The sequence below is a fragment of the Streptomyces sp. NPDC091972 genome, assembly GCF_044756385.1.
Lineage (GTDB): Bacteria > Actinomycetota > Actinomycetes > Streptomycetales > Streptomycetaceae > Streptomyces.
Map to the genome: position 1 here is coordinate 1 of NZ_JBIVSV010000029.1, position 17,267 is coordinate 17,267.

At 71.7% G+C, this 17,267-nt stretch carries 13 protein-coding genes and 3 pseudogenes; 10 read left to right on the plus strand and 6 right to left on the minus strand.

The window, feature by feature from the left end:
- Positions 1-275 precede the first annotated feature (275 nt).
- The 9 genes from ACIQJT_RS41495 (at position 276) to ACIQJT_RS41535 (ending at position 10,548) form a co-directional block, all read left to right on the plus strand.
- Positions 276-1,625: a ThuA domain-containing protein gene (locus tag ACIQJT_RS41495; RefSeq protein ID WP_365465608.1), complete on the plus strand. Its 1,350-nt coding sequence runs from the start codon at positions 276-278 to the stop codon at positions 1,623-1,625.
- 108 nt (positions 1,626-1,733) lie between these two features.
- Entirely contained in the window at positions 1,734-2,927 is a 1,194-nt protein-coding gene (locus ACIQJT_RS41500; protein WP_365465605.1) for an inositol-3-phosphate synthase, read from the plus strand.
- Positions 2,924-4,381 carry a UbiA family prenyltransferase gene (locus tag ACIQJT_RS41505; RefSeq protein WP_402650658.1) on the plus strand — a complete coding sequence of 486 codons (1,458 nt, stop codon included), beginning with the start codon at positions 2,924-2,926 and terminating at the stop codon, positions 4,379-4,381. Before ACIQJT_RS41500 ends, ACIQJT_RS41505 begins: the two co-directional genes overlap by 4 nt.
- Positions 4,378-5,280, plus strand: a complete 903-nt coding sequence (locus ACIQJT_RS41510; protein ID WP_365465602.1) for a sugar phosphate isomerase/epimerase family protein — start codon at positions 4,378-4,380, stop codon at positions 5,278-5,280. Before ACIQJT_RS41505 ends, ACIQJT_RS41510 begins: the two co-directional genes overlap by 4 nt.
- Complete coding sequence (locus ACIQJT_RS41515; protein WP_365465599.1) at positions 5,277-6,011, plus strand: EboA domain-containing protein; 735 nt, start codon at positions 5,277-5,279, stop codon at positions 6,009-6,011. The genes ACIQJT_RS41510 and ACIQJT_RS41515 overlap by 4 nt, the downstream gene beginning before the upstream one ends.
- Positions 6,011-6,871: a TatD family hydrolase gene (locus tag ACIQJT_RS41520; RefSeq protein WP_365465596.1), complete on the plus strand. Its 861-nt coding sequence runs from the start codon at positions 6,011-6,013 to the stop codon at positions 6,869-6,871. Before ACIQJT_RS41515 ends, ACIQJT_RS41520 begins: the two co-directional genes overlap by 1 nt.
- A 3-nt stretch (positions 6,872-6,874) precedes the next feature.
- Complete coding sequence (gene eboE, locus ACIQJT_RS41525; protein ID WP_402650659.1) at positions 6,875-8,044, plus strand: metabolite traffic protein EboE; 1,170 nt, start codon at positions 6,875-6,877, stop codon at positions 8,042-8,044.
- Entirely contained in the window at positions 8,041-9,438 is a 1,398-nt protein-coding gene (locus ACIQJT_RS41530) for a nucleotide pyrophosphatase/phosphodiesterase family protein (RefSeq protein ID WP_402650660.1), read from the plus strand. The genes eboE and ACIQJT_RS41530 overlap by 4 nt, the downstream gene beginning before the upstream one ends.
- Before the next feature lie 60 nt (positions 9,439-9,498).
- Positions 9,499-10,548 (plus strand): sugar phosphate isomerase/epimerase, encoded by a 1,050-nt coding sequence (locus ACIQJT_RS41535; protein WP_365465587.1) that lies wholly within the window; start codon positions 9,499-9,501, stop codon positions 10,546-10,548.
- A gap of 85 nt (positions 10,549-10,633) precedes the next feature.
- Here the strand turns inward: ACIQJT_RS41535 and ACIQJT_RS41540 are convergent.
- The 3 genes and pseudogenes from ACIQJT_RS41540 to ACIQJT_RS41550 form a co-directional block, all read right to left on the minus strand.
- Positions 10,634-10,747: pseudogene (locus tag ACIQJT_RS41540) on the minus strand (formate dehydrogenase accessory sulfurtransferase FdhD); the annotation flags it as partial.
- 80 nt (positions 10,748-10,827) lie between these two features.
- A pseudogene (locus tag ACIQJT_RS41545) lies at positions 10,828-11,559 on the minus strand (molybdopterin dinucleotide binding domain-containing protein); the annotation flags it as partial.
- A 47-nt stretch (positions 11,560-11,606) separates the two neighbouring features.
- Positions 11,607-12,578: a 2-dehydropantoate 2-reductase gene (locus tag ACIQJT_RS41550; RefSeq protein ID WP_365465584.1), complete on the minus strand. Its 972-nt coding sequence runs from the start codon at positions 12,576-12,578 to the stop codon at positions 11,607-11,609.
- Between the two features lie 239 nt (positions 12,579-12,817).
- Between ACIQJT_RS41550 and ACIQJT_RS41555 the strand changes: the two genes are divergently transcribed.
- Entirely contained in the window at positions 12,818-13,492 is a 675-nt protein-coding gene (locus ACIQJT_RS41555) for a GntR family transcriptional regulator (RefSeq protein WP_365465611.1), read from the plus strand.
- A gap of 622 nt (positions 13,493-14,114) precedes the next feature.
- Here the strand turns inward: ACIQJT_RS41555 and ACIQJT_RS41560 are convergent.
- The 3 genes and pseudogenes from ACIQJT_RS41560 to ACIQJT_RS41570 form a co-directional block, all read right to left on the minus strand.
- Positions 14,115-15,533: an OFA family MFS transporter gene (locus ACIQJT_RS41560; protein ID WP_365465581.1), complete on the minus strand. Its 1,419-nt coding sequence runs from the start codon at positions 15,531-15,533 to the stop codon at positions 14,115-14,117.
- A gap of 1 nt (position 15,534) precedes the next feature.
- A complete protein-coding gene (locus tag ACIQJT_RS41565) occupies positions 15,535-16,926 on the minus strand; it encodes an OFA family MFS transporter (protein ID WP_365465578.1) in 1,392 nt (463 codons plus the stop codon).
- Positions 16,927-17,099: 173 nt separating this feature from the next.
- Positions 17,100-17,267: pseudogene (locus ACIQJT_RS41570) on the minus strand (formyl-CoA transferase); the annotation flags it as partial.

Genomic DNA, 17,267 nt, shown 5'->3' on the forward strand with positions numbered 1-17,267 from the left:
GACCGCCTCCAGGGCGCACCCGAGGCACTGAACCGGCTCAAGAAGTTCGACTTCGACCCGCCCTCGGCCTCCTTCGACGCCGCCTTCGCAGGCAACGAGTAAGCCGCACCGGCCGGTTCCGGGACGACGGCGCATCCCGGCGCACCTCCCCCCACCCGTACGACCCACCTGTACGCCCCACCCGTATGTCCGGCCCCACTCCGGAGGCATCCGTGCACGGGAACGACCGCACCACCCCCACCCGCAGAATCGAGACCCACAGACCCCGCGTCCACATGAGGGCCAACCGACGACGGGCCACCGCAGTCGTCGGCGCGGCTCTGCTCCTGGGCTGCGTGTCCCAACCCGCCGTCTCCCACAGCGCCGCCCCCGAACGGGTGCTGGTCTTCTCCAAGACGGCCGGCTTCCGGCACGACTCCATCCCGGACGGCGTGGCGGCCGTACGGGAACTGGGGCAGAGCGCCGGCTTCGCCGTCGACGCGACGGAGGACGCCGCCGCGTTCACGGCACGCAACCTGCGCCGCTACGACGCCGTCGTCTTCCTCTCCACCACCGGAGACGTCCTCGCCCCCGCCCAGCAGCGGGCGTTCGAGGGCTACATCCGGAGCGGCGGAGGATACGTCGGCATCCACGCGGCCGCAGACACCGAGTACGACTGGGCGTTCTACGGCGGCCTCGCCGGCGCGTACTTCCAGTCGCACCCGGCGATCCAGCCGGCCACCGTCGTCGTCGAGGACCGGTCCCACCCGTCCACCGCCCACCTGGCCCTGGCGTGGAACCGCACCGACGAGTGGTACAACTACCGCTCCAACCCCCGGGAGCGGGCCCACGTCCTCGCCTCGCTGGACGAGTCGTCGTACACCGGCGGCACCATGAACGGCGACCATCCCATCGCCTGGTGCCAGGACTACCAGGGCGGCCGATCCTTCTACACCGGCCTCGGCCACACCAAGGAGTCGTACGCCGACCCGGCCTTCCGCGGCCACCTGCTGGGCGGCATCCGGTACGCGACCGGCGACGCCCGCGCCGACTGCCGGCCGGAGAACGGCTACCGTCCGCTCTTCGACGGCACGGCCGGCTCCCTGACCGGCTGGAAGCAGGCCGGACCGGGCACCTTCACCCTGTCCGACGACGGCACGCTCACGTCGTCCGGCGGCATGGGGATGCTCTGGTACGCCGGCACCGGCCAGGGCTTCGGGTCCTACTCCCTGAAGCTCGACTGGAGGACGGCCAGCGCCTCCGGCGACGACAACTCCGGCGTGTTCGTGGGCTTCCCGCCCTCGGACGACCCCTGGTCCGCCGTGGACAACGGCTACGAGATCCAGATCGACGCCACCGACGTACCCGAGAAGACCACAGGGTCCGTCTACGGCTTCCGCTCCGCCGACCTGAAGAAGCGCGACCGGGCGCTGAACCCGCCGGGGGAGTGGAACACGTACGAGATCCGCGTGGAGGGCGAACGCCTCCGCGTCTGGCTCAACGGCGTGAAGATCAACGATTTCACCAACACCGATCCGGCCCGGAGCCTGCGCGACGGGCATGTCGGCATCCAGAACCACGGAGCCGACGACCAGGTGTCGTTCCGCGACATCCGGATCAAGGAACTGCCCGTCCACGGCGACTGAGCGGCGGCGGGCGGGGGACGCCGGACCCCCGCCCGCCGTCTTTCCCCCTCATGAGTGGGGTGCGCGTACGACGCGTTCGACGTTCCACGTCCGACGAGGAGGCTGCCCATGTCCGCGTCCGATTCCCAACCACGCGTCGGTGTCTGGCTGATCGGGGCCCGCGGTTCCGTCGCCACGACGGTCGTCGCGGGCTGCGCCGCCATGACCGCGGGGCTGCACCCGCCGACCGGCCTGGTCACCGAGACCCCGCCCTTCACCGACAGCGGCCTGCCCGCGCTGTCCGCCCTGGTCTTCGGCGGCCACGACACGATGGACTGCCCCCTGCCCAAACGGGCGGAGGCCCTCGCGTCGGGCGGTGTCCTGCCGCACGGCCTGCCCGCCGCCGTGAACGCCGAACTCGCCGCCGCCGAACGGGAGATCAGACCAGGCGGCCCCCTCCCCGGCGACACCAGGACCGAGGACGTGCTGATCACCGCCTTCGCCGCGGACATCCGCTCCTTCGTACGGCGGTGCGGGCTGACGCGCGCGGTCGTGGTCAACGTGGCCTCCACCGAACCCGCCCCCACCGGCGACACCCTCCCCCCGAGCTCCCTGTACGCCGCGGCGGCCCTGCGGGCGGGCTGCCCCTACGTCAACTTCACCCCCTCGACCGGACTGCACCACCCTTCGCTGAGACGGCACGCGGAAGCCTCCGGCCTTCCCCACGCGGGCCGCGACGGCAAGACCGGCCAGACCCTGCTCCGCTCCGTCCTGGGCCCGATGTTCACCCAGCGCGCCCTGACGGTCCGGGCCTGGTCCGGCACCAATCTGCTGGGCGGCGGCGACGGGGCGTCCCTCGCCGACCCGGCGGCCGCCGCGGCGAAGAACGCCGGCAAGGAACGCGTCCTGGCCGACACCCTCGGGCACACACCGCAGGGCGAGGTGCACATCGACGACGTCCCCGCCCTCGGCGACTGGAAGACCGCCTGGGACCACATCGCCTTCGACGGCTTCCTCGGCACCCGCATGACCCTCCAGACCACCTGGCAGGGCTGCGACTCGGCCCTGGCCGCACCCCTCGTCCTGGACCTGGCCCGCCTGACCGCCCGCGCCCACGAGGCGGGGCTCTCCGGACCGCTCGGCGAGCTGGCCTTCTACTTCAAGGACCCGGTGGGGCAGGGACCTTCGGGACTGGGGGAGCAGTACACGGAGCTGGTGAGGTTCGCGGAACGACTCCGAGCCGAGCCCGCCGCGGACAGAGCCCGGGAGGGCATCGACGTCCCGGGACCGGTCGGCGACCGGACGGGGGAGGAGCAGCGGTGAGGACCGACAGGGCAACGACGGGCGCCCCGCCCGCAAGGACGGCGGCGACCGAGCCCATGACCCCCCTCGACCCGCCCCCGTCCCAAGGGGTCTCCCGGCCAACCGCACCACCGCCCCCCGCACCCCGCCACCGGCGCCGTGCCCGCGCCCGTGCCTGGGCCGAACTCCTGCGCCTGCCCGCCCTGTTCACCGTCCCCGGCGACGCCCTCGCCGGAGCGGCGGCCGCCTCCGCACGTCCCACCCCCCGCACCCTCCTCGCCATCGCCTCCTCCCTCTGCCTCTACGAAGCCGGCATGGCCCTCAACGACTGGGCCGACCGCGACGTGGACGCCGTGGAACGCCCCCACCGCCCCCTCCCCTCCGGGCGCATCCAGCCCTCTGCGGCCCTCGGCGCGGCCTGCGCCCTCACCGGCGCGGGTCTCACCCTGGCTGCCTGCGCGGGCCGCCGCGCCCTCACGGTCGCGGTGCCCCTCGCGGCCACGGTCTGGGCGTACGACCTGGCCCTGAAGAACACCCCGGCAGGACCGCTCGCCATGGCGACCGCACGAGGCCTGGACCTGCTGCTCGGCGCGGCGGCGACAGCGGGGGAGGGGGCGGAGAGCCGCGGCGACGGGGCGGGTGCCCCGCGCCGGAAGGCCGTCGGGGCCGTCGGGGCCGTCGTGGAGCGGACGGCCGCAGCGGTCGGCCTGCGCCGGAAGACCGCCACGGGCATCGTGGGGCGGACGGCCGCTCGGCGCGGCGGAGCCGGTGTGCGCACTTCGGCTGCCGTCGCCGACGCGCTCCGGGCGGTGCCGGGGGTGGCGGCCGCAGCCGACCTCCTGCCGGGCAGCCGACGGAATCGGCCGTCTGCGGCTCCGGCCGGCTTCCATGAGACGTCTCCCGCCTCCACCTCCCCCGGTATCCGCGAGGCGCTGCCCGCCGCCGCGCTCCTCGGTGCCCACACCCTCGCGGTCACGTCGGTGTCCCGCGGGGAGGCCCAGGGCGGCTCATCCCTGGCCCCCTTCGCGGCCCTCGCCGTGACCGCGGCCCTGACGCGGACGGTGGCCCGACAACGTCCGCTGCCCTCGACTCGGACCGACGACAGCCGACATGCCCACGTTGCGCGCGGCCCGGCGCCCCTTGCGGAGCCGGCCGTCCAAGCCCTGTCCCGGCTGACTCGCCCCCGGCACCCACCCCTCCCCGGCCACCAGCCCTTCGATCCACACGCGGCCCTGCGCCTCGCCCTCGCCGCCTCCTACGCGGCCACCGCCGCCCGCCCCTACTTCCACGCCACCCTCAACCCCTCGCCCCCGCTCACCCAACGAGCCGTCACCGGTGGCATCCGCGCCGCGATCCCCCTCCAGGCCGCCCTCACCGCCCGCTCGGGCACGAAGGGCGCGACCGTCACGGCCCTGCTCACCGCCGCCCTCGCCCCTCTGGCGGGACGCCTCGCGCGAAAGGTGAGCGTCACATGACCGGTCCCCTCGCCCCGTCCAGGCCCACGCCCGGCGTCACCCCGCTCCGCTTCGGCTACGGCACCAACGGCCTCGCGGACCTCCGCCTGGACGACGCCCTCACCCTGCTCGCCGACCTCGGGTACGACGGGGTCGGGCTGACCCTCGACCACATGCACCTGGACCCCCTCGCCCCCGACCTGGCCGCCCGCACCCGTGGTCTGGCGCACCGGCTGGACGCGCTCGGCCTGTCGGTCACCGTCGAGACGGGCGCCCGCTACGTGCTGGACCCGCGCCGCAAACACGGCCCCTCGCTGCTCGACCCCGACCCGGACGACCGCGCCCGCCGTGCCGACCTCCTGGTCCGGGCCGTCCAGGTCGCCGCCGACCTCGGCGCGCACGCCGTGCACTGCTTCAGCGGCATCACCCCGGCCGGCACGGACCCGGACACGGCGTGGAAACGGCTCGCCGAGACCCTCGCTCCCGTCCTGGACACCGCCACCACGGCCGGCGTCCCCCTCGCCGTCGAACCCGAGCCGGGGCACCTCCTCGCCACCCTCGCCGACTTCCACCACCTCCGCCGCACCCTCGGCGACCCGCCCGCCCTCGGCCTGACCCTCGACATCGGCCACTGCCAGTGCCTGGAACCCCTCCCTCCCGCCGACTGCGTACGGGCCGCAGGACCCTGGCTGCGCCACGTCCAGATCGAGGACATGCGCCGAGGCGTCCACGAACACCTCCCCTTCGGCGACGGCGACATCGACTTCCCGCCGGTCCTCGCCGCCCTGGCCGACACCGGCTACCAGGGGCTGACGGTCGTCGAACTGCCCCGCCACTCCCACGCGGGCCCCCACTTCGCCGAACGCTCCCTCCCCTTCCTCCGTCAGGCAGTGGCGCTCTCACAAGGAAGCACTCCATGACCCACCCCCATGCCCACCAGGCAACCCCCGCCGCGGACACCCAGGGCACCACCCTCGCCCGGACCCCGCTGCGCGACCTGCACAACCAGCTCGCCGACCGCCTCGGCGAAGACGCCCGCCACTGGCTCGACCAGGCCCTCGAAGAGGCCGCCGCCCACCCCGGCGCCCACGGCCCCATCTCCGTGTGGGAGCTGCGGCTCGCCGAGGCCGGCCGCCGCTGCGGCCCCGAACACGCCGACGCCGCCCGCGTCCTGATCCTGCACGCGGCCCGCGCCGACACCGACGCCCTGACCCGGGTCTACGCCCAGGGCACGGCCGCCGAACGCCGCGCCGTCCTGCACGCCCTGCCCCACCTCGTGCCCGGCCCACAGGCCCTTCCGCTCGTCGAGGACGCCCTGCGCACCAACGACACCCGGCTCCTGGCGGCCGCCGTCGGCCCCTACGCGGCCCGCCACCTCGACGCCCACCAGTGGCGCCACGCGGTCCTGAAGTGCCTGTTCACCGGCGTGCCCGTCGCCGAGGTGGCCGACCTGCACCGACGGGCCCGCGGGGACGGCGAACTGGCCCGCATGCTCGGCGACTACGCCGCCGAACGCACCGCCGCGGGCCGCACCGTGCCGGAGGACCTGCACCGCGTCCTGACCCTGACCGACCCCACCGCCACCCCACCCGCGCCGGCCGCCGACCACGGCCCCCACCGCGCGGACGGCACCCACGGCAAGGAGTCCTGATGCGCATCTTCGACCCCCACATCCACATGACCTCCCGGACCACCGACGACTACCAGGCCATGCACACCGCCGGCGTGCGGGCCGTGGTGGAACCGTCCTTCTGGCTCGGCCAGCCCCGCACCTCTCCCGCCTCCTTCCTCGACTACTTCGACTCCCTGCTCGGCTGGGAGCCCTTCCGCGCCGCCCAGTACGGCATCGCCCACCACTGCACCCTCGCGCTCAACCCCAAAGAGGCCAACGACCCGCGCTGCCTGCCCGTCCTCGACGAACTGCCCCGCTATCTCGTCAAGGACCAGGTCGTCGCCGTCGGCGAGATCGGCTACGACTCCATGACCCCAGCCGAGGACACCGCCCTCGCCGCCCAGCTCCAGCTCGCCGCCGACCACCGACTGCCCGCCCTCGTCCACACCCCGCACCGCGACAAGCTCGCCGGCCTGCGCCGCACCCTCGACGTCGTCCGCGAGTCCGACCTGCCGACGGACCGGGTCCTGGTCGACCACCTCAACGAGACCACCGTCAAGGAGGCCAAAGACAGCGGCTGCTGGCTCGGCTTCTCCGTCTATCCCGACACCAAGATGGACGAGGAACGCATGGTGGCCATCCTGCGCGCCTACGGCCCCGACCGGGTACTGGTGAACTCCGCCGCCGACTGGGGCCGCAGCGACCCCCTCAAGACCCGCAAGGTCGGCGACCTGATGCTCGCCGAGGGCTTCACCGAGGACGACGTCGACCGAGTGCTGTGGCGCAACCCCGTCGCCTTCTACGGACTCAGCGGACGGCTGGACCTCGACGTGCCGGCCACCGACCTCACCCACGAGGGCAACTCCATCCTCCGGGGCCCGCAGAAGACGGAGGCGTGAGCCATGCGCTTCCGCCACCCCGACGGCACCACCGTCCACCTCGCCTACTGCACCAACGTCCACCCCGCGGAAACCCTCGACGGTGTCCTCGCCCAGCTCCGCGACCACTGCGAACCCGTCCGCCGCCGCCTCGGCCGCGACCGCCTCGGCATCGGCCTGTGGCTCGCCCGCGACGCGGCCCAAGCCCTGGTCAGCGACCCCTCCGCGCTGCGCGACCTGCGCTGCGAACTCGACCGCCGGGGCCTGGAAGTGGTCACCCTCAACGGCTTCCCCTACGAGGGCTTCGGCGCCCAGGAGGTCAAGTACCGCGTCTACAGACCGGACTGGACCGACCCCGAACGCCTCGACCACACCGCCGCCCTGGCCCGGGTCCTGACCGGACTCCTCCCCGACGACGTCACCGAGGGCAGCATCTCCACCCTGCCCCTCGCCTGGCGCACCCGCTACGACGACGGCAGCGCCGACAAGGCCCGCACCGCCCTGCTCACCCTCGCCGAACGCCTCGACGCCCTCCAGGAGCTGACCGGCCGCTCCATCCGGGTGGGCCTCGAACCCGAACCCGGCTGCGTCGTCGAGACCACCGCCGACGCCATCGCCCCCCTCACCGCGATCGCCCACGACCGCATCGGCATCTGCGTCGACACCTGCCACCTCGCCACCTCCTTCGAAGACCCGCACACCGCCCTGGACACGCTCACCGCGGCCCACGTCCCCGTCGTCAAGTCCCAGCTCTCCGCCGCCCTGCACGCCGAACACCCCCACCTGCCCGAGGTGCGCGCAGCACTCGCCGCCTTCGACGAACCCCGCTTCCTGCACCAGACCCGCACCTCCACGTCCGCGGGCCTGCGCGGCACCGACGACCTCGGCGAGGCACTCGCCGGCGACGCCCTGCCCGACGGGGCACCCTGGCGCGCCCACTTCCACGTCCCCCTGCACGCGGCCCCCGCCCCACCCCTCACCTCCACCCTCCCCGTCCTCAAGTCGGTCCTGACCCGGCTCGTCGGCGGCCCGCACCCCCTCACCCGCCATCTGGAGGTCGAGACCTACACCTGGCAAGCCCTCCCACCCGAACTGCGCCCCCGGGGCCGCCCCCAGCTCGCCGACGGCATCGCCGCCGAACTCACCCTCGTGCGCGACCTGCTGACGGACCTCGGCCTCAAGGAGCTGCCATGAACCGCCCAGTCCCGGCGGAGGGGCCGACCCCCCTCCTCGTCCTCGACGTCGTCGGCCTCACCCCCCGCCTCCTCCACCACATGCCCCACCTCAAGACCCTCGCCCGGTCCGGCTCCCACGCCCCGCTCGGCACCGTCCTGCCCGCCGTGACCTGCGCCGCCCAGTCCACCTTCCTCACCGGCACCCACCCGTCGGAGCACGGCATCGTCGGCAACGGCTGGTACTTCCGCGAACTCGGCGACGTACTCCTGTGGCGCCAGCACAACGGCCTGGTCGCTGGCGACAAGCTCTGGGACGCCGCCCGCCGCGCCCACCCCGGCTACACCGTCGCCAACATCTGCTGGTGGTACGCCATGGGCGCCGACACCGACTTCACCGTCACCCCCCGTCCCGTCTACTACGCCGACGGCCGCAAGGAACCCGACTGCTACACCCGGCCCCCGGCCCTGCACGACGAACTCACCGGAAAACTCGGCACCTTCCCCCTCTTCCACTTCTGGGGCCCCGGCGCGGACCTGGTCTCCAGCCAGTGGATCATCGACGCGACCCGCCACATCATGAGCACCCGCCGTCCCGACCTGACGCTCTGCTACCTCCCCCACCTCGACTACGACCTGCAACGCTTCGGGCCCGACGACCCACGCTCCCTCAAGGCCGCCGCCGACCTCGACCGCGCGCTGGCCCCGCTCCTGGACGACGCCCGCGCGGAAGGCCGTACCGTCGTCGCGCTGTCCGAGTACGGGATCACCCGCGCGGACCGGCCCGTCGACATCAACCGCGCCCTGCGCCGCGCGGGACTCCTCGAGGTGCACACCCAGGACGGCATGGAGTACCTCGACCCGATGGCCTCCCGCGCCTTCGCGGTCGCCGACCACCAGATCGCCCACGTCTACGTGCGCCGTCCCGAGGACCTGGACGCCACCCGCGCCGCCCTCGACGGCCTGCCCGGCATCGAGCGGCTCCTCGACGACGAGGGCAAGAAGGCCCACCACCTCGACCACCCGCGCTCCGGCGAACTCGTCGCCGTGGCGGAGCCCGACGCCTGGTTCACGTACTACTACTGGCTCGACGACGACCGCGCGCCCGACTTCGCGCAACTGGTCGAGATCCACCGCAAACCCGGCTACGACCCGGTCGAACTCTTCATGGACCCGCTCGACCCCTACGTCAAGGTCAAGGCCGCCACCGCACTGGCCCGCAAGAAACTCGGCCTGCGCTACCGCATGGCGGTCGTGCCCCTCGACCCGTCACCTGTTCGCGGCAGCCACGGCCGCCTCCCCGAGAGCGACGACGACGGTCCGCTCCTCATCTGCTCCACCCCCCGCGCCGTCGACGACCGCGTCGCGGCCACCGACGTGAAGTCGCTCCTGCTCCGACTGGCCGGACTTTCCTGACTGGTCCCCAGTGAAGCACCCACCACTGACAACGCCCTTCGACCGCGAGGAGACCCAGACATGAGCCGCGTGTCCCAGCCCGACCCCGAACTCACCCACCGCCTGACCAGACGGGGCATGCTCGGAGTCGCCGCGGGCGCCACCGCCGCCGCGCTGCTGGGCGCCGCGGCCGCCCCGGCCGGTGCCGCCACCGAAGCCGCGACCGGCACCACCGGCCACGGCCGCGGCCGCCCCGTCCTGCCCCCCGGCCGCCTCGGCATCCAGCTCTACAGCCTCCGCGACAAGGTCTCCACGCTCGGCTTCGCCCCCGTCTTCGCCGAACTGGAGAAGTACGGCTACGACGAGGTCGAGTTCGCCGGCTACACCCAGGGCTCGGCAGGACCCATCACCCTCGCCCAGCTCAGGCGGCTGGCCCGCGACCACGGACTGAACCCGATCGGCAGCCACGTCGGCTACTACTCCGACGACGACCCGAACGCCTACACCTTCGCCCAGAACCTCACCAAGGTCCTCGACGACGCCCAGGCCCTCGGCCTCAAACACATCGGCACCGCCTCAGGACCGTTCCGCTACGGCTCCACCGTCGACGCGTGGAAGCGCGCCGCCGAGGACTTCAACACCTACGGCGCGGCGGCGAAGGCACGCGGCATGAAGTTCTACCAGCACAACCACTCCGAAGAGTTCTCCTTCGCCACCGACAACCCCAAGGTCCGCCTCTACGACGTGCTCCTCAAGGAGACCGACCCCGACCTGGTGTTCCTGGAGATGGACATCTTCTGGGCGTACTCCGGCCAGTTCCGCTTCTCCAAGCGGCCCGACGGCACGCCCGCGCCCTTCGAGCCCCTGAACTACGTCCTCAGGCAGCCCCACCGCTACCCGCTCTTCCACGTCAAGGACGGCGTGCGGGACCCGGCCGACACCTACGGCTACCGCATGACCGACGTCGGCGACGGCGACATCGACTACCAGAAGTTCATCTCCGCCGTGACCCGGCTGCGGGGCGAGCGCCTCGCCCACCACTGGCAGGCCGAACACGACCAGCCCGTCGATTCCTTCAGCTTCGCCCGCCGCTCCAGCGCCCACCTGCACTCGCTGCGGGAGAAGTGCTGAGCGCACACGGCTGAGGCGGGACCCCGAGGGCGCAGGGGGCGCTCCCCGCCGGTCGGGGTCCCGCCGCGTGCAGCGGGCAGGACCGTCAGCCCCGGGCGGCCGCAACGACCGCCGGGGTGAGGCGCTCCTCTCCCGCGTACACGTTCATGGAGGGGCCGCGGAGGAAGCCGATGAGGGTGAGGCCGGTTTCGGTGGCGAGGGTGTGGGGGCGGGTGGAGACGGCCCCGTCGCGGATGCGGATCACCTTGCGTCGTTCCGTGACTCGTCCCATGTCCGGTCTCACCTCCGTACCGCCACGACGGGCGGCTTCTCGATCCGGATCGCCGCCGCCTCGAACTCCACGGTCCCCGCGATCGGACTGCCTGCTCTCTCCGCCCGCTGCTCGGCGCCCGGCCCGTCCGGCGGACGGGACGTCATGAACGCCAGCCCGGGCCGCAGCGCCGGATCCACCCACACCGGAGCCGTCGTGGCTCCCCGCCGGGTGGCGACCCGCACCTCCTCGCCGACCACCACGCCGTAACGCTCGGCGTCCTCCGGACTCAGCTCGACACACTCGGCCCGCCGCACCGACGACACCGAACCGCCCCTCACCACACGGGGGTTGTGCGAGTCCAGGCGGCGTCCCCGGGTGAGCCGTACCGGATACACCTCGTCCGTCAGATCGACGGGAGGCGCGTGCCGGACCAGATGGAAGGGCATACGCGGCTCCCGGCCGCCGTGACCGTGCCCTGTCAGCAGCGGCAGGTTGCTCAGCGCTCGGACCTCCTCGGGCCCGGCACCGTCGAACGCCCGCAACGGTTCACCGTACGCGCAGGCGTGCGCCAACTCCCGGACGACAACCGCCGGTACGCCCGTCACCTTCACCGCGAGCGACACCGTCCACGGCTCGACCAGCCACCGGTAGTCCTCGAAGCCGGAGGTCGAGCGCTCGATGAACTCCCGGTCGGCCAGCCCCGCCCGGATGATCTCCCGGCCGATCGCGTGGGCCATCGGGACCCCGGTGCCGGCGTTCGGCCGGATCCGGGGTCCCGACCCGATGGCGTGGACGCCCGGTTCCGTCATGCGGCGGACCGGAGCGCGAGGAGGTCGGAGAGGGCGTGGACGGTACGGAGCGTGGGCACGTCCACACCCGTGATCTCCGCCAGCTCGATGACGGCGGTGAGCAGGACGTCGAGCTCCAGGGGCTTGCCGCGCTCCAGATCCTGGAGCGTGGAGGTGCGGTGGTCGCCGACGCGCTCGGCGCCCGCCAGACGGCGTTCGATGGAGACACCGACGGTGCAGCCGAGCGTCTCGGCCACCGCGAGCGTCTCGGCCATCATGGTCTCGATGACCTTGCGGGTGCCGCCGTGCAGACACATCTGGCGCATGGTGGCACGGGCCAGCGCGCTGATGGGGTTGAAGGAGATGTTCCCCAGCAGCTTGAGCCAGATGTCGTCCCGCAGGTTCGGTTCCACCGGGCACTTGAGCCCACCGGCCTGCATGGCCTCGCTGAAGGCCGTGCAGCGGGGTGAGATGCTGCGGTCGGGCTCGCCGATGGAGAACCGCGTGCCCTCCAGGTGCCGTACGACACCCGGCCCTTCGAGCTCGGTCGCCGCGTAGACGACGCACCCGATGGCCCGGGAGGGCGCGAGCACCGCACTGACCGCGCCGTCCGGGTCCACGCTTTCGATGCGGTGTCCGTCGTACGGGCCGCCGTGCCGGTGGAAGTACCACCAGGGGATGCCGTTCTGCGCCGCGATGACCGCGGTCGTGTCGGTGAGAAGGGGCTCGATGAGCGGCCCGCACGCCGCGTACGAGTTGGCCTTCAGACCGAGGAAGACGTAGTCGACCGGGCCGACTTCGGCCGGGTCGTCGGTGGCGTGGGCGCGGGCGGTGAAGTCACCGCGCGGGCTCAGGACCTGGACGCCGTGCTCCCGCATGGCCGCCAGGTGCGGGCCGCGGGCGATGAGATGGACGTCGGCGCCGGCGCGGTGGAGTGCCGCGCCGACGTAGGCACCGATGGCTCCGGCGCCGAGGACTGCGACTTTCATGGGTGGAAGCTCCGTTCGGTGAGGGTGACCGAGGAACTGCCGACTTTGTCGACTGGATATTGTCTACAGGATGGAGAGAGCGGTCAGCAAGGGTCCTGACGTCATTGAGGCGATGAGCTGCTGCTACGTCCCGGTGCGGCCCGGGGCCCGCTGGTTGTGCGCCGTAGACTGTAGGCGAAAACCAATTCATACTTGACTCTCAGTTGCAGCGACAGCGCTGTACGGGAGGGACCGAGATGCTGCCGACGACAGGACTGCCGTACGGGACGGTGCCCAGGCTCGAGCGTCCTGGTCCGTTGCGTGACCGTGTGTACGGGGCGTTGCTGGAGTTGATCACGACGCGTGCGCTGCAGCCGGGGCAGCATTTGGTGGAGAGTGAGCTGGCGGGTCATCTGGGGGTGTCGCGGCAGCCGGTGCGTGAGGCGTTGCAGCGGTTGAACACCGAGGGGTGGGTGGATCTGCGTCCGGCGCAGGGTGCGTTCGTGCATGAGCCGACGGACGAGGAGGCGGATCAGCTGTTGACGGTGCGTACGTTGTTGGAGGCCGAGGCGGCGCGGCTCGCGGCTGCGAACGCGGGCAGTGCGGGCGTTGCCGCGTTGGAGGAGCTGTGTGCGCAGGGTGAGAGTGCGGTTGCGGCGGATGATGTGGATGGTGCGGTGGCTCTCAATGCCCGTCTGCATGCCAAGGTGATGGAGTTGGCGGGCAATGCGGTCCTTGCGGAGTTGGCGGCGCAGGTGGATCGTCGGGTGCGCTGGTACTACACGCCGATCGCCCGTCAGCGTGGCCGCCAGTCCTGGATCGAGCACCGTGAACTGATCGCCGCCATCGCCGACCGCGACGAACAGCGCGCCACCGCGGTCATGCGGCAACACACGGAACACACGCGGAAGATGTACCAGGAGCGGGAGAAGTAGCCCGCGCGACGGTTGGTCCACGGCGACCTGACCAACGGTGCGGACACCGTCGGCCGGACTGCCGTCGGGTGGACCTCCCGGGTCTTCGGGCCGTCGAACCCGACGGCTCCCGGACGACCGACCGGGCCTGGTGGCCGGAGGGCCGGACTGCCGTCGAGGAGTCCCGGTCCGGTGACCGCCGGACAGATCACGGCGGGGGACCGCCCCAGTGCGACCGTCCGGGACCGACGACCACCCCGGTCCGTCCGTCCGGGCCCGACGACCGTCAGACCGCCGTGGAACAGACGGCTCCGTCCCGACCGCTCCAATCTGGCCGCCGCCAGGAGAGACCCCTGACGGACCCACCCACCCGGTGTGCCGGCGGCCGAACGAGCCCGCCGTTGCCTGGCGCGCCCCGCCCCGACTGCCGTCGGACGAGCCTGCCGTTGCCCGGAGCGCCCGCCCCGACTGCCGTGGGACGGGCCCGTTGCTGGACGGACCGTCCCGCCCCGACCGCCGCCGAGGCAGAGGCCACCGGATCCGGCGGCTCCACCCCGACCGCTGACGAGGCAGACCGCACCGGAGCAGGCGGCCCCTCCACCAACTACGTGGGGCGGGGCCGCCTGATGTGCCGTGTCCCTGCTCAGGTCGCCGCCTGAGGGTGTGGGGTCGGGGAGGTTGCGCCGCGGGGGCGGCCCGGCTGGCGTAGCAGCAGGGCTATCGCCGCCGCGAGCATCGACGTGGCGCCGGCCAGGGCGTACGCCCCGTCGTACCCCCAGGCCGCGACGACCATGGAGCCCAGGCCGCCGCCGAACAGGCCGCTGATCAGCTTGCCGCTGTACACCAGCCCGTAGTTGGAGGCGTTGTAGTTCTCCCCGAAGTAGTCCGGGGTGAGCGCCGCGAACAGCGGGTAGAACGCGCCGCCGCCGAACCCGGACAGGAACGCGAAGAACAGGAACAGCGACTCACTCTTGACGTCACCCGCCCAGATCACGCCGAACTGCGCGAGCCCGAGGACGACGATCACGAACACCAGCGTGGACTTGCGGCCCCACTTGTCGGAGAGCCAGCCCACCACCCCGCGCCCGATGCCGTTGATGACGGCCATGACACCCATCGAGGAGGCCGCCACCAGCGGACCGAAGCCGATCTCCTTGGCGTAGTCGACCTGGAAGGAGATCCCGAAGATCGACACCCCCGCGGTCATGACGAGGGCGATCCACATGAGCGGGAGCATGCCGGTCCTGACGGCCTCCTTCGGCGTGAACTGCCGTACCGCGGGAGGGTTCTTGGAGAGGGAGGCGGCCCCCTTCCCGTCGCCGCCGTACGTGAGCGGGTCGATGTCCGCGGGCCACCAGTTCTTCGGCGGGTCCTTGAAGAAGAACGCGCACCCGACGACCACGATCAGGATGTAGCAGCCGATGAGGTCCAGGACACGGTGGTAGTTCGCCGTGTCGAAGCCGTAGTTGAAGATGAAGATGAAGGGCAGTGATCCGTACGCGAAGCCGCCGTTGACGAACCCGGTCTTGGCGCCCCGGCGTTCGGGGAACCACTTGCCGACCATGTTGATGCAGGTCGCGTAGACCAGTCCGGCGCCGACACCCCCGATGACGCCGAATCCGAGGATCGCCAGCCAGACGTTGCTCAGGTGCGACAGGGCGAGGAACCCGACCATGCACATGCCCGAGCCGATGTACATGGCCTTGCGGGCGGTCAGGATGCCCTTCTCCCGCAGCCAGCCCGCCGGGAAGGCGATGCCGGCCTGGAAGAAGACCCAGACGCTGAGGATCCAGAAGGTGTTGCTCTGCGTCCAGCCGTGGGCGTGGGACAGGGTGTCCTCCGCCGAGCCGTACGCGTACTCGAAGACGCTGATGGCCATCATGGTGAGCCAGGGCAGGTACACCATGAGCTTGCGCGAGTGACCCAGGATGTCCCGGTCGGTCTCGCCGATGCGGTAGACGCGGCCGTTGGCGTCGGTCACTTCTCGGTAGGGACGTTGTGCGGCGGTGGAGTCTGCGGTCTTGTCGGTCTCGCTGCGTGCTGCGTACGGATCTGCCGTCATGTCAGGCCATTTCCTCGCCGAGCGGTTGCGGGTTGGGTACGGTCCGACGGCTGGTCTGGGGGCGGCCGGGCGCCTTGAGGAACAGCGCGAGGACCGCGGACGCCAGGCCGATGGAGCCGGCCAGGACGAACGCGCCCTGGTAGTCCCAGGCGCCGACCACGATCGAGCCGACACCGGAGCCGACGAGCCCGGAGATCAGCTTCGAGCTGTAGACCATGCCGTAGTTGGAGGCGTTGTTGTTCTCACCGAAGTAGTCGGCCGTCATCGCGGCGAACAGCGGGAAGATCGCGCCGCCGCCGAAGCCGGAGACCATGGAGCAGAAGAGGAAGAACGGCATGCTGCCCATCTGGCCGGAGATCAGCACACCGAACTGGGCGGTGCCCAGCACCAGACACACGATGATCAGGGTGTTGCGGCGCCCGAACTTGTCGGAGATCCAGCCGATCACCCCGCGCCCGGTGCCGTTGACGATCGCCTTGAGCGACATCGCCGTGGCCACGATCCCGCCCGCGAAGCCCATGTCCTTGCCGAACGGCACCTGGAAGGCGATGCCGAAGATGTTGATGCCGGCCGTGCACAGCAGGCAGAACCACATCATCCACAGGACGGGCGTGCGCGCGGCCTCCTTCGGGGTGTACTGCTTGACGGCCGGCGGGTTCTTCTCCAGCGCCCGCCGGATCTTCGGGTCGTCGGTCTGCTTGAGCGGGTCGACGTGCGGGGGCCACCAGTTCTTCGGCGGGTCCTTGAAGAACCAGCCCGCGAACGCCACCACGGCGCAGCAGACCAGGCCGACCGTCACCAGGACGCCCTTGTAGTTGCTCAGGTCCATGTACGAGGTGAACAGGAAGACGAAGGGCACCGAGCCGTAGGCGAAACCGCCGTTGACCATGCCGGTCTTGCCGCCCTTGCGCTCCGGATACCACTTGCCGACCATGTTCACGCAGGTCGCGTAGACAAGACCGGCGCCGATACCGCTGCACACGCCGAAGCCCAGGTAGGCGAAGATCACGTTCGGTGCGAACGCCAGCGAGACGTAGCCGAGGATGGTGCCCAGCGCGCCGAGCATCATCGCGTAGCGGGCCGGGAGTTTCCCGCTCTCCCTGAGCTGCCCGGCCGGGAAGGCCACGGCCGCCTGGAAGAACACCCAGACGCCCATCAGCCAGAAGATGTGCCCGCTGCTCCACAGATGGGCCTCGTGCAGTGTGTCCTCGGCCGATGTGAACGCGTACTCCGAGGAACTGATGCCCAGCATGCCCATCCACGGGAAGAGCACCATGGTCCATCGTGGTCGTCCCATGATGTTCCGGTCGGTCTCGCCGACCCGGTACACGCGGCCGTTGCGGTCCGTCACCTCCCTGAAGGCGGCGGACGACGAGTAGTCGATGGTTGTCATAGTCTTCAAGCACTCCTTGCGTCGAAAGATCTGGCCAGCGCCCCCTGTCCAAATGCCTTTCGTGCGCGCACGGATCCCGGGGTCCGCCGACGCGCACCGCCGTCGGACCCCGTGCTCATTCACGTCATGGACCACCGCCCAAGGGGCCGGGAAAATGGCTCCGGTTCACCACGTCAGATCACCCCGCCGGACTTCAGCAACCGCAACTCCTCGTCGCCGAGACCCAGTTCTCCGATGAAGATCTCTTCGTTGTGTTGGCCGAGGAGGGGTGGGGTGGTGATGCGGGTGGGTGAGTCGGAGAGTTTGAGGGGGTTGCCGACCGTGGTGAAGGAGCCGCGCTC